At 35.1% G+C, this 13,118-nt stretch carries 11 protein-coding genes; 5 read left to right on the top strand and 6 right to left on the bottom strand.

Annotated elements, in window-relative coordinates:
* Positions 1-57: 57 nt before the first annotated feature.
* Positions 58-2,358: a bifunctional dihydroorotate dehydrogenase B NAD binding subunit/NADPH-dependent glutamate synthase gene (locus HMPREF3023_RS03200; RefSeq protein WP_070700612.1), complete on the top strand. Its 2,301-nt coding sequence runs from the start codon at positions 58-60 to the stop codon at positions 2,356-2,358.
* A gap of 380 nt (positions 2,359-2,738) precedes the next feature.
* Positions 2,739-4,340, top strand: coding sequence for a ribosomal protection-like ABC-F family protein (abc-f, locus tag HMPREF3023_RS03195; RefSeq protein WP_070700610.1), 1,602 nt, complete (start codon positions 2,739-2,741; stop codon positions 4,338-4,340).
* 240 nt (positions 4,341-4,580) lie between these two features.
* Here abc-f and HMPREF3023_RS03190 read toward each other — a convergent pair whose 3' ends face one another.
* Complete coding sequence (locus HMPREF3023_RS03190) at positions 4,581-4,886, bottom strand: cupin domain-containing protein (protein ID WP_070700607.1); 306 nt, start codon at positions 4,884-4,886, stop codon at positions 4,581-4,583.
* 77 nt (positions 4,887-4,963) lie between these two features.
* Between HMPREF3023_RS03190 and HMPREF3023_RS03185 the strand changes: the two genes are divergently transcribed.
* Positions 4,964-5,440, top strand: coding sequence for a pyridoxamine 5'-phosphate oxidase family protein (locus tag HMPREF3023_RS03185; protein WP_070700604.1), 477 nt, complete (start codon positions 4,964-4,966; stop codon positions 5,438-5,440).
* A 53-nt stretch (positions 5,441-5,493) separates the two neighbouring features.
* On the opposite strand, the gene HMPREF3023_RS03180 is transcribed toward HMPREF3023_RS03185, so the two are convergent.
* From HMPREF3023_RS03180 to HMPREF3023_RS03170, 3 genes are all read right to left on the bottom strand, one after another.
* Positions 5,494-6,450 carry a bile acid:sodium symporter family protein gene (locus tag HMPREF3023_RS03180; protein ID WP_070700601.1) on the bottom strand — a complete coding sequence of 319 codons (957 nt, stop codon included), beginning with the start codon at positions 6,448-6,450 and terminating at the stop codon, positions 5,494-5,496.
* A gap of 1 nt (position 6,451) precedes the next feature.
* Positions 6,452-7,285: a pantoate--beta-alanine ligase gene (gene panC / locus HMPREF3023_RS03175; RefSeq protein ID WP_070700597.1), complete on the bottom strand. Its 834-nt coding sequence runs from the start codon at positions 7,283-7,285 to the stop codon at positions 6,452-6,454.
* A 152-nt stretch (positions 7,286-7,437) separates the two neighbouring features.
* On the bottom strand, positions 7,438-8,244 hold the full coding sequence (locus HMPREF3023_RS03170) for a thioredoxin domain-containing protein (RefSeq protein WP_070700594.1): 807 nt from the start codon (positions 8,242-8,244) through the stop codon (positions 7,438-7,440).
* Between the two features lie 205 nt (positions 8,245-8,449).
* Here HMPREF3023_RS03170 and nrdD point away from each other — a divergent pair, with 205 nt between their 5' ends.
* Together nrdD and nrdG are read left to right on the top strand one after the other, a co-directional pair.
* Positions 8,450-10,573: an anaerobic ribonucleoside-triphosphate reductase gene (nrdD, locus tag HMPREF3023_RS03165; protein ID WP_070700592.1), complete on the top strand. Its 2,124-nt coding sequence runs from the start codon at positions 8,450-8,452 to the stop codon at positions 10,571-10,573.
* Positions 10,573-11,067 carry an anaerobic ribonucleoside-triphosphate reductase activating protein gene (gene nrdG / locus HMPREF3023_RS03160; RefSeq protein WP_070700589.1) on the top strand — a complete coding sequence of 165 codons (495 nt, stop codon included), beginning with the start codon at positions 10,573-10,575 and terminating at the stop codon, positions 11,065-11,067. The genes nrdD and nrdG overlap by 1 nt, the downstream gene beginning before the upstream one ends.
* A 138-nt stretch (positions 11,068-11,205) precedes the next feature.
* On the opposite strand, the gene HMPREF3023_RS03155 is transcribed toward nrdG, so the two are convergent.
* Complete coding sequence (locus HMPREF3023_RS03155; protein ID WP_070700586.1) at positions 11,206-11,838, bottom strand: hypothetical protein; 633 nt, start codon at positions 11,836-11,838, stop codon at positions 11,206-11,208.
* 87 nt (positions 11,839-11,925) lie between these two features.
* Positions 11,926-12,558 carry a hypothetical protein gene (locus tag HMPREF3023_RS03150; RefSeq protein WP_070700583.1) on the bottom strand — a complete coding sequence of 211 codons (633 nt, stop codon included), beginning with the start codon at positions 12,556-12,558 and terminating at the stop codon, positions 11,926-11,928.
* Positions 12,559-13,118 lie beyond the last annotated feature (560 nt).

Below are 13,118 nucleotides of genomic sequence, written 5' to 3'. Positions count from 1 at the left end.
AATTTCCCATCAAGAACAATTGCCCTTATGCTATAATAATCTTGGAGTGTGATTATTTTGCCAAAAATTTTAAGAAAAGAAGAACTTGCGCCAAATATATTTTTATTTGACATATATGCGCCTAAGATTGCAGCATCTGCAAAGCCAGGTCAATTTGTTATTTTAATTGCCGACAAGTATTCTGAGAGAATTCCCCTAACTATTTCTGATTATGACATAGATAGAGGCAGCGTCCAAATAGTTGTCCAAGCTTCTGGTGAATCTACAAAGAAGATTGCAGCCTTTGAAGAAGGAGAAAGCTTCAAGGACTTTGTTGGACCTCTTGGCCACGCATCAGATTTTTATGACATGGACTTAAAAGACTTAAAGGACAAAAGATACTTATTCGTAGCCGGTGGTGTTGGTACTGCACCAGTTTACCCTCAGACCAAATTTTTTAAGGACAAGGGACTTCACTGTGACATAATCATTGGGGCAAAGTCCAAAGATTTTGTAATCCTTGAAGATGAATTAAAATCCGTTTGCGACAACCTATACATAGCAACTGATGACGGATCCTATGGCTTTAAGGGTCTTGTAACTGACAAGATTGTGGACCTTGTGGAAAATGAGAAAAAGCACTACGACCAAGTGGTTTCCATTGGGCCAATGATAATGATGAAATTTGTCTGCCTAACTACTAAGAAGTATGACCTTCCAACAACAGTTTCCCTAAACCCAATTATGGTTGATGGAACTGGCATGTGTGGTGCATGTCGTGTTTCTATTGATGGAAAAACTAAGTTTGCCTGCGTCGATGGACCAGAATTTGACGGTCACCTCGTTGACTTTGATTCTGCCATGAAGAGGCAAAGACAATACATTGACAACAAGAAGACTCAAACAATTGCTGACCACCACTGCACAATGGACCTTGCAGTATCTGATCACAAGGCCGAGACTTCTTTAAAGGACAATCAAGACTTTGAAATAAAAAAAGCTGAAGACAGGTTCACAAAAGTTCCAATTGCTGAACAAGCACCTGATGAAAGAAATAAAAACTTCAAGGAAGTTTGCCTTGGCTACACTGCCGAAGAAGCAGCAACAGAAGCTTCAAGATGCCTAAACTGTAAGAAACCTGGCTGCGTTGAAGGCTGTCCAGTTTCCATTGACATCCCTGGCTTCATAAAGGAAATTGCCAGTGGCAACTTTGAGCAAGCCTACAAGGTTCTTTCCCTTTACACTTCCCTTCCAGCAGTTTGCGGCAGGGTTTGTCCACAAGAATCTCAATGTGAAGAAAGATGTGTCCTCTTAAATAAGGGCGACGCAGTTTCCATTGGTAAGCTTGAAAGATTTGCAGCTGACTATGCAAGACGTCACCAAATCCAAGAAAGTGCCGACATCAGAAAGATTGACAAGAAGGTTGCAATAGTTGGAGCAGGACCAGCTGGCCTTACTTGTGCAGGTGAACTTGCAAAAATGGGCTACGACGTAACGGTTTTTGAAGCCTTACAACAATCTGGTGGAGTTTTAATATACGGTATTCCAGAATTTAGGCTTCCAGACGAAGTTGTTGAGTACGAAGTTGAAAATATAAAGAAACTTGGAGTTAAATTCGAAAATAACTTTGTAATAGGCAGGACTGAAACCATAGACGACCTAATCAAGGAAGGTTTTGAAGCAGTCTTTATTGGATCAGGTGCCGGCCTACCTAAGTTTATGAATATTCCTGGCGAAAATCTAAATGGAGTTTATTCAGCCAACGAATTCTTGACAAGAAATAACCTCATGAGATCCTTTGACGAAGAGTACGACACTCCAGTTAACGTTGGAGAAAAAGTTGCAGTTATTGGCGGCGGCAATGTTGCCATGGATGCTGCAAGAGTTGCAAAGAGACTTGGGGCCGACGTTTCCATTGTCTACAGACGTACTGAAAAGGAATTACCTGCAAGGACTGAAGAAGTCCACCACGCCAAGGAAGAGGGCATTAAGTTTGAAATGCTAACTGCACCTGTTGAAATCCTTGGAGATGACGAAGGCTGGGTTAAGGGAATGAAGTGCGTGAGAAACGAACTTGGAGAACCAGATGCATCTGGCAGGAGAAGACCTGTTGCCATTGAAGGAAGTGACTATGAAGAGAACTTCCAAACAGTTATCATGGCTCTAGGAACAAATCCAAACCCACTAATTTCTTCAACTACAAAAAATCTTGACATAGAAAACTGGGGCGGCATCATTGTAAATGAAGAGTCCCAAACATCTCGCCAAGAAATCTTTGCTGGTGGAGATGCAGTTACAGGTTCTGCAACAGTAATCCTAGCCATGGGTGCTGGTAAAAATGCAGCAAAGTCCATTGATGAATTTTTGAGAAATAAATAAGATAAAGATAAAAATTAAGGGAAGAGTCTTAGCTCTTCCCTATTTTTGTGTATTCATTACTTAAGTTAAGATGTTTTGAAATATTTTTTAAAACATAATTATATCTTTAAATCTTCTTATATAGTTTTGAAAAAATATTATAAAATGAAGATCTAAAAGATAGAGGGAGTTATTACTACAATTCTGGCTCTTGATAGGGATATAAGATGTAGTAATTATACAAGTGAATCGGTTTCTTATGGCAAAGGGCTTATAGTATTCTGAATTGGGTATCTATTATGGAATAGTATTAGGAGGTACAGATAAATGATTAACACAAATAATTTTCTAAATAACTAAGAGAGGAAAAGAAATCCTCTCACAAAAACATAGGAGGATTTATGATATATATACAAGACTTAATAAAAACTTTACCAGATAGAAAGCTATTTGAAATTGATAGTTTATCAATAAATAAAAATGAAAAGATAGCCTTAATAGGAGAAAATGGTAAGGGTAAAACTACTTTTTTAAGAATAATATTAGGCTTAGATAAAGACTATACTGGTCAAGTAAGAGTGGATAGAGAACTGGGTTATTTATTAAATTATGACAGTAAAGCCAAGTACTTTTCTGATGAAACCTACTCTAAATCACAGTTAAGGGCTAATGACAACTATAGTCCAGGCGAAGAGCAAAGATTAAAGCTAACAGACCTATTATCAGATAGTTTTAAATTTCTATTAATCGACGAGCCTACATCTCACTTAGACTTAAAGCAAAAGGAAGAACTCATAGGAAAGCTAAATTCAAGAAAAGTTGGATATCTTCTAATTTCGCATGATCGTGATTTCATAAATAAAACTTGTAAAAAGATTTTAGAATTAAAGAACGGAAGAATTGAAGAATATAATGGGGACTACAAATTCTATCTTGAAGAAAGAGAGAAAAGACTTAAGTTTAAAGAAAAAGAGTATTCAAATTTTATAAAAGAAAAAAGAAGACTTGAAAATTTAGCTAGCAATATAAAAGAACAATCATCAAAAGTAAGAACCACGCCTAAAAGGATGGGAAACTCAGAAGCAAGGCTCCATAAGATGGGCGGTCAAGAAAACAAGAAAAAACTAGATAAACAAGTAAAATCTGTAGAATCCAGAATAGATCAACTAGAAGTAAAAGAAAAACCTAAAGAAGAAACAGAAATACAACTATCCATTCCAGATAATAAACAACTCCACTCTAAAGTTTTGATAAGAGGAGAAAAGCTAAATAAAGAGTTTGGAAATAAGATTTTATTTGAAAAATCCAACTTTCAAATAAAAAATAATTCTAAAACAGCTCTTATAGGAGAAAATGGAAGTGGAAAAACCACCCTTGTAAATATGATTCTAAATCAAGAAAATGTATGGGTGCATCCAAATCTTAAAATAGGTTATTTTAGTCAAATGAGTGATATTTTAGAAGAAGATGCTGATATCCTAGCAAATGTATTAAATACATCTATATATGATGAAACAATGACAAGAATTGTTCTTGCGAGATTAGGATTTAAGACTAATGATGTCCACAAGATTGTAAGTATTTTAAGTGATGGAGAAAAAGCCAAGGTAAAGTTGGCTAAAATATTAACTTCTGATTTTAACTATCTTATTTTTGATGAACCGACAAACTTTTTAGATATAAGAGCAATAGAAAGTTTAGAAAATCTATTGAAATCTTATGATAGACCATTTATATTTGTAAGTCATGATGAGGAGTTTATAAATAATCTAGCAGATACACTTTTAATTATAGAAGATAAAAGAATCAAAAGTTTTAAAGGTAGTTTATCACAATACAAAAATAAAAAAGAGAAAACAATGAGTAGCAAGGATAGAGATAGTTTATTACTTGATTTTAGAATATCTTCCATAAGTTCTAGACTAGCAATGGAGTTACCTAAAGAGGAAAGAAAAAAACTAGAAGAGGAGTATAATAAACTCATTGAAGAAAGAAAAAAATAAATTTTAGCATCTACGAGAGTAGGTGCTTTTTTAAGACTTAATTTTAAAATGTAACATTAGAAAAATAAAATCTCTCTAAATTAAAACAATAATTTTCAAGCTTAGGACTTTTTATGACGTCTTAACTTTTTATAAACTTGCAAATTTTTATGACTTAACAAATTTTTTCAAGTTCATAAATTTTTACAAAGCTCAAATCTTTCATAAATCCATAATTTTTTGCCATCTTCTAATAAAATCCTACTTTCTAAAAATACAGAGCCAAACTGCCTCTTCCTGCCATGAAACCCTGTGGATCTCGTGGGGTCTTATTACTAGGCTATCACCCTCTCCTAGGTCAAGTCTCCTCCCATCTTCATACTCTATCTCTGCCTTTCCCCTTAGCAAGAAGACAATTTCAAGTTCATCTTGGTCATAAAAGCCTGTGACTTGGTCAAGGGACATTGTCCTAATAACTTTTATCCCATCGTCTTCGTAAATTTTTTCTTCAATTTCATCTTCACTAGAGAATTTTATATTTTTAAAAATATTGTATATCTTATCCATAGGCTAATTATATCACGACTTTAAATCTCAATATATAAGTGCAAAATAATTTGCTATAATTAAAAGAGAGGTGGAAAATGTTTAGAGAAATGAGAAGAATAAAGCAAGAGCTTCCCCTTGAAGAAGCTAAGAGCTTGCTTATGAAAAATAAAAGAGGAGTCCTATCCTTTAATGGAGAAGATGGATACCCCTATTCTATTCCCATAAATTTTTTATATGACGAGGAAGAAAATAAAATTTATTTTCACGGAGCCAAGACTGGCTACAAGCTTGACTGCATCAAGAAGAATAATAAGGCCTGTTTTGTGACTTATGGGGACCAAGAGCTTTCAGAAAATGGCTGGTCCTACTATCTAAAGAGCCTAGTGGCCTTTGGAGAAATCGAAATCATAGAGGACAGAGACTTAGCCGCCAAAAAATTAATTGAACTTGCATCGAGATATTATCCTTCAATGTCAGAAATAAATGGAGTTATGGAGAGAAGTTTTAAAAATGCCCTAGTCTTTTCCCTTAACATCCAGCACATGACTTGCAAGAGAGTCCACGAAAAATAAAAAATCGCAATAAAAAACCAAGGCTTAGTTTCACCTAAACCTTGGTTCTATTTTTATATATTTAATTTAACTTCTTCTAACTTCTTTTCTCTTTGACTTTCCCTATAATGCGCAAAAATTGAACCAATTAGGTTTTGAACTACAGAGAAAATTGCTCCTGGTAGGGCTGCAAGTGGGTTCATTGCAAAGTTTGTGTTTGCAAGAACTACTGCAAGACCAGAGTTTTGTGTGCCAACTTCAATTGATAGGGCTGACTGCTTGTCGTAATCAAGACCCACTAATTTTCCAAGACCAAGGCCAAGACCAAGGCCCAAAATATTGTGGATAATAACTACTCCAAAGACTAAAAGTCCTGAAGTCATAATTTTTTCTGCGTTAAGTCCCACAATGGCCGCAATGATAAGGGCAATTGCTATAGAAGAAATAAGGGGAAAGATAAAATCCACCTTCTTAATTCTTTCTTTTAAAATAGTATTGGCAATAATTCCAAGTCCCACTGGAAGGACGATTACCTTTACAATAGACATAAACATAGCCATAAAGGAAACTTCAACTAAAGATCCTGCCATCATGTAGACAAGAAGTGGCGTCAAAATTGGGGCAAGTAAAGTTGAGGCAACTGTAAGTAGCACAGAATATGCCAAGTCTCCTTCAGCAATATGACTGAGGACATTTGAAGCAGTTCCACCAGGGCAAGTTCCAACAAGGATTACCCCAAGACTTATATCCTTTGGCAATTTAAAAATCACTGACAAGAAAAGTGCCAAGAGGGGCATAATTGTGTACTGGCAAAGAGCTCCCAAAAATATAAGTTTTGGTGCCTTTAACAGATTTTTAAAGTCCTTAACTTCTATGCTAGTTCCCATGCCAAACATGGCCGCTGCCAAGAAGAGGGATGTGTAATTTGTCATTCCCTTAAAGGCATCTGGATACCTTAGGGCAGTTGCAGAAAGAAGTAGGATAATTAAGATCAAGTATTTTTCTATATAGGTTGAAATCTTTCTAAACACTTCACACCTCGAAGAAAAAGTTGTCTATAAGTCTAGTTGTGCCAAACCTAACAGCAATGGCCACAAGGCAGTCCCTGTCTATTACGTCCATGTCTCTTATTTCTTCTGTGTCAACAACTTGAACATACTCAATATCAGCAAGGTCTTCAGTTTTTATTTCATCTTCAATGATTTTGATTAAATCTTCTGCCTTTATACCCTTTTTCATGGCAGCTTTGCCCTTCTCTAAGGCCCTATGAAGAACTGGTGCGGCCTTTCTCTCTTCATCAGACAAGTAAACATTTCTTGATGAGATTGCAAGTCCGTCATCTTCCCTTTTAATTGGGCAAGGAACAATTTCGATTCCAAAATTTAAGTCCTTGACAGCCTTCTTTACAATTAAAAACTGTTGGGCATCCTTCCTGCCAAAGTAGGCTCTAGTAGGTCTAAAGATGTTAAATAACTTTGTTAAAACAGTTAAAACTCCCCTAAAGTGAATTGGGCGAGTCTTGCCACATAAGTTGTCCTTTAAATCTTCGATAGTTACGTAAGTTTTGTGGTTTTGATAAAACTCCTCTGGGTCTGGTGTGAACACTGCGTCAACTCCAGCCTCTTCACAGAGTTTAAAATCTCTCTCTTCGTCTCTTGGGTAAGATTCATAGTCTTCACCAGGTCCAAATTGTGTTGGATTTACAAAAATAGACACGATTACGACGTCGTTGTTCTTTCTCGCCTCATCCATAAGTGACTTGTGACCTGCGTGCAAAAATCCCATAGTAGGAACCAAACCCACAGACTTTTGGTAATTTCCTTTAGTAAATTCCAAAGCTTCTTGTACATTTCTTAGTACCTTCATCATTCTCTCCTTAAAAATTTATTTTGGAGAAATATTTAATTATAAATATTTAAGTACGGTTTATAAAAATAATACCGTCTCCGGCAAATATTATAACAAATTTAAAAATTTTTTGCAGAAAAAAAGACGGTCTAGCCGTCTAATTTTATTATTTAAATAATTTTCACAATCTCAAAGGAATTTATTTTTTCTAGCTTAACTTTTCCATCTTTTATAATGTCTTCTAAAATATTTTCATCTTCAAAGACAATTTTAATTTCATCTTTTAAGACCAAATCATAGGACCTTATGTAGTCCAAAATTTTTTCTTCTTCACTTAAGTTTTCTTCTCTCTCTTCTAGGTCTAGGTTTTCTAAGAAAAATTCTTCCACTCTTGAAAAGTCCATGATGTTTTGTAGGACTCTGGAGTTTTTTGTAATTAAAAATCCTGGTAGCTTCTTTACCCTGTAGTCAAAGGCCTCCATCCTATCCTGTAGGAACAAGTCGTGAGAGTTTTCGTAGTTAAATAAAAATTCATCATAGTCCAGGCCAAAGCCATCTAGGATTTCCTTTTGGACTTCTAGTTTAAATATATTTTTTCCAAAAATTATGGCTTCTTCTAAGGACTTTCTCATGTAGTCCTTGGCTATTTCCTTATCCATCTCTTCAACCGAAATGAAATACTTGTCCAAGGGATAAGACGATTTGTAGTCTTCTGTGAAAAGGTCCGGCGATGATGGAAATCCTGACATGTTAGTTATAGTTCCTGTGGCCCTGTACATGTCAAAGAGAATTTTATTGCCAAGATCTACTGAGTTTTTGTCCCTGAAGTTCTCTGGCAAAAATTCTTCGTAGTTGCCAATTAGTCCTCCCATGACAAATTCGTAATCAAAATTTTTATATTTTCTTTCAAATTTTCTTATTATTGGAAAAAGTCCCCATAAAAAGGGATCTAATAGGTCTGTAAATATTTTTAACATGGTCCCTCCTAATCTAGGTCGATTATATCAAAGGATAAAAATTTTTTCAGCAAAATCTTCTTAAAAAGACTTGACTTTTAAAAATCTTATAATATTTAACACAATATATGTTTTCCTCATGGCTTTCATACACTATATGTAGTATAATTATATCCGTAATAAAAAAGGAGCGTTCATATATTTATATAAAAGGAGAGATGGAAAAATGTTACAAGTTATCAAGAGAAACGGAAAAAAAGTTGACTTTGACAAGGATAAAATTGTAATTGCCATTGAAAAGGCAATGCACTCAAGTTCTGGTGTCTACATAGAAGGTCAAGCTCTTGAAATTGCAAATGAAATAGAAAAGTTGGCTGGAGAAAAAGAACTTCCCCTTTCTATTTATGACATAGAAGGAGAAGTTTATTACCGTTTGATTCAAAACGAAAACCCAGCCACTGCTAGGGCTTACGAATCTTACAAGTCTGTTCAACAATTTAAGCGTGAACAAAACACTACTGATGATGATATTCTTGGTCTCTTAAACGAAACAAACGAAGATCTCATGGACGAGAACTCCAACAAAAATGCTGTTATTGCCTCTACTCAAAGAGACCTAATAGCAGGTGAAGTTTCAAAGGATATCGCCAAGAGAAAGATGATTCCAGGAGATTTAGTGGAAGCACACGAATCTGGCGCAATCCACATCCACGATATGGACTACTTCATCCAACCAATTTTTAACTGCTGCCTAGTTAACATGAAGGACATGCTTGACAATGGAACTGTTGTTAATGGCAAGATGATTGAAACTCCAAAGTCCTTTCAAGTTGCCTGCAATGTTATGACACAAATCATTGCACAAATTGCATCAAACCAATATGGTGGCCAAAGTATTAATATCTCTTGTCTTGGCAAGTACCTAAGAAGGTCTTACGAAAAGAACCTTTCCCTTGCCCTTGACACTCTTGGAGATATTGAACTTGCTGAAAAAATGGCAAATCAAATGACTAAGAAGGACCTTGAAAGTGGAATCCAAACAATCCAATATCAAATAAATACTTTGATGACTTCCAACGGTCAAGCACCTTTCGTTACCTTATTTATGTGGCTTGAAGATGACGACCAATATGTTGATGAAGTTGCAATGATAATCGAAGAAATCTTAAAGCAAAGAATCCAAGGAATCAAAAATGACGCAGGTGTTTATGTTACACCAGCCTTTCCTAAGCTAATTTACGTTCTTGATGAAAATAACATCAACAAGGACTCAAAATATTATTATTTAACATCTCTTGCAATTAGGTGTACAGCTAAGAGGATGTATCCTGACTACATTTCTGCCAAGAAGATGCGTGCCAACTACGAAGGCAACGTATTTTCTCCAATGGGATGCAGGGCCTTCCTTCCACCTTACAAGGACGAGAAGGGTAACTACAAGTTTGAAGGTAGGTTTAACATGGGTGCTTGTTCCATCAACCTTCCACAAATAGGAATCCTTGCTGGAGGAAGCGAAGAAAAATTCTTTGAAATCCTTGAAAAAAGACTAGACCTAGTTAAGAGGGTTGGACTATTGCGTTACGAACACCTAAAGAAGGTCAACAGTGACTCATCCCCAATTCACTGGCAACACGGAGCCATTGCAAGACTTGGCAAGCATGAGCCTATTGCTCCACTTCTAGAAAATGGCTACTCAACAGTTTCTCTTGGATATATTGGAATTTATGAAGCCACAATGCTAATAAAGGGCGTGAGCCACACAGACAAGAAGGGCTACGACTTTGCCATGAGGATCATGGACGCCCTTAACGATGCTGTCAAGAAGTGGACTGAAGAGTATGGAATTAAGTTTACTCTTTACGCAACACCAGCTGAGTCACTTACACAAAGATTTGCCAACATTGACAAGGAAAGATTTGGCATCATAGAAAATGTAACTGACAAGGGTTACTACATCAACTCCTTCCACGTAGACGTTCGTGAAGAAATTTCTGCTTTTGAAAAATTTAACTTCGAAGCAAAATTCCAAGACAAGTCAACTGGCGGCTGCATCTCCTATGTAGAAATTCCAAACATGGGCCACAATCTTGAAGCCCTAGAGACAATTGTAAGATATATTTACGACAACATCCAATACGCAGAATTTAATACAAAGTCAGACTATTGTGCAGAATGTGGCTTTGACGGTGAAATCAAACTAAATGACCATGGCGACTGGGAATGCCCACAATGCCACAACACAGACAGGTCAAGCCTTACTGTAGTAAGACGTACTTGTGGTTACCTTGGTGAAAACTTCTGGAACGAAGGTCGCACTAAGGAAATCAACGCAAGGGTTCTTCACATCTAATGAACTTTGCACAAATAAGAAAGTATGATGTTGCCAATGGTCCTGGCATAAGGACCACAATATTTGTGACAGGCTGCACCCACAAGTGCCACAATTGTTTTAATGAAGAATACCAAGACTTTGACTTTGGTGATCCTTGGACCCAAAAGGAAACAGACGAAGTTATAGAATTTTTAAAGTTAGATGAAGTTAAGGGCCTCACCATCCTAGGTGGTGAACCCTTCCAAAATGAAGTGGACCTCTTACAAGTTCTTCGTGACATAAAAAAAGAAGTCCAAAAAGACATTTGGATCTTCTCTGGCTATACTTATGAAGAAATTTTAAAAGATGAGGACAAGAAGAAACTCCTAGAAGAATGTCACGTCCTAGTTGATGGAAGATTTGTAGAAGCTTTAAAAGACTTAAGTTTAAGATTTCGAGGATCTTCCAACCAAAGGATAATCGACGTGCAAAAATCTTTAGAGTCCAATGAAGTAGTTTTGTTTGATTTGTAAATTTTGTCTTAGAATTTTTTATCTAATTAATTACTTTATAAGACTTAATAAACCCTTTTATATAAATTAAAAATTAAGATAAAAAAACCTCAGCCTTGATGGGTAGACATCACTGCTGAGGATTTTTTTTGTCCTATTTCAGACTTCTGGTGGGATTGGATTTTCTAACCTTTCATTGTCAAAGAAGCTTGTCCCACCATCGGCATTAGTTTGAACGGTCCCAAAGGTAGAAATGTAGTCCACACCATCAATTGTGTAGTAAATTTCAACTCTTAGGTATTCCATAAAATATTTTTCAAACTGAGTGCTGTATCTCTTAGTTTCAAAATAATATCTGCCATCGTCAAGCCTATCTAACTCGCCTTCTCTAACTCTTAGCTTTTGATTGTCATCAAAAGGAGATTCAGATACAAATATTTTTATTCTTGGTATTTCTGGCTCATAAACCTTTCCCTTATTTATGAACTCTACATAAAATTTATTATCTTCACTTAAATGAATACAAGGAATGTCTCCTTCTATGGCTCCTGCAATTGTATCCCTTACCCTCATAACTTTTTGTTCAGGTAAACTTTCAAACTTTGCTCTCTCAAAGGTCCTAATAATTGGTGTCCTTTCATCATTAGACACCTTTATATTTACTTTAACTCCATGGACAGAATTATTTCTTTTTAGCTCTGGCTTTGGGTAATAATAAATGCGTAGACCTACAAATAAAGTCACAAGAAGAATTAAAATAATAGAAAAAATATTTATTAATTTTTTTATCATAATATCACCTAATTTATTATTACACCTTTAACAATTGATAATAAAAATTCACAATAACATCTTTCGCGAAGGTAAGATCTTTTTGTCTTATTCTTCTGGAGGGATTGGCTTTTCTAATTTTTCATTGTCAAAGAAGTTAGTCCCATCATCGGCGTTATCTTGGAAGGTCCCAAAGGTGGAGACATAGTCAACATGGCCAATAGTATAATAAATTTCAATCCTTAAGTATTCCATAAAATATTTTTCAAATTGAGTGCTATATCTCTTAGTCTCAAAATAATACCTGCCGTCGTCAAGCCTATCTAACTCGCCCTCTATAACTCTTTGCTTTTCTTTGTCATCATAATGTGAAGCATGAGCAAATATTTTTATTTTTGGTATTTCTGGCTCATAAGCTTTTCCCTTATTTATGAACTCTACATAAAATTTATTATCTTCACTTAAGTGTATACAAGGGATGTCTCCTTCTATCCTACCATCAATTTTATCCCTTACTTTCATGACCTTGCTCTCAGGTAAACTTTCAAACTTAGATCTCTCAAAGGTCCTTACAATGGGTTTTCTCTCATCATCAGAAACCTTTATATTTACCTTGACCCCATGGATAGAATTATTTCTCCTAAAATCTGGAGTTGGAGAAAAATAAATTTGAATAGCTGCAAATAAAATTATTGCAAGAATTATTACAATAGCAAAAACTTTTGCGACTTTACTTTTCATAATATCACCTACCTATAGTTTACCCTAAAATTTACTTATAATTAACAAGATTTAAAATCTCATACCTATCTTTCTTTATTTTTAATTCATTAAAAAGTATATAGGAAAGCATACAAATATTCTTTTACTGGTAAAACTCCCTAACCTATTATAAGAAATTCTTCCTAAGTAAAATTCTGCTATTTCAAATTAATATCATAAGAATCTACCTAAGCTTTTATCTCACATAATAGCCACTGGAGTTTAAAATTTATAATTCAATCAAAAATATCTTACTTCTTAATAAGAAGAATCTTTTAAACACTAATTATCTTATTATTTTAAGTACAAGCTTCTCTTTATAAATTAAGATAAATTTCTCCAATAAAAAAATCTCCCAAGAGGTCTTGGAAGATCTTCTTATCTTTAATATGTAATGAGATTACTCTTTGTGGAATAATTAAAGCAAAATATTTTACTAATTTTAAAAGGAGTATTTAAAATAAAAAGTCTATTGACAAAGGAATCCTTACATCAATAGACCTTTTAACTGGCGATAACTTACTCTCCCAGGTCGTTGC

This window comes from Peptoniphilus sp. HMSC075B08 (genome assembly GCF_001815405.1).
GTDB lineage: Bacteria > Bacillota > Clostridia > Tissierellales > Peptoniphilaceae > Peptoniphilus_A > Peptoniphilus_A harei.
This window is presented reverse-complemented; position numbering and strand designations above follow the sequence as displayed.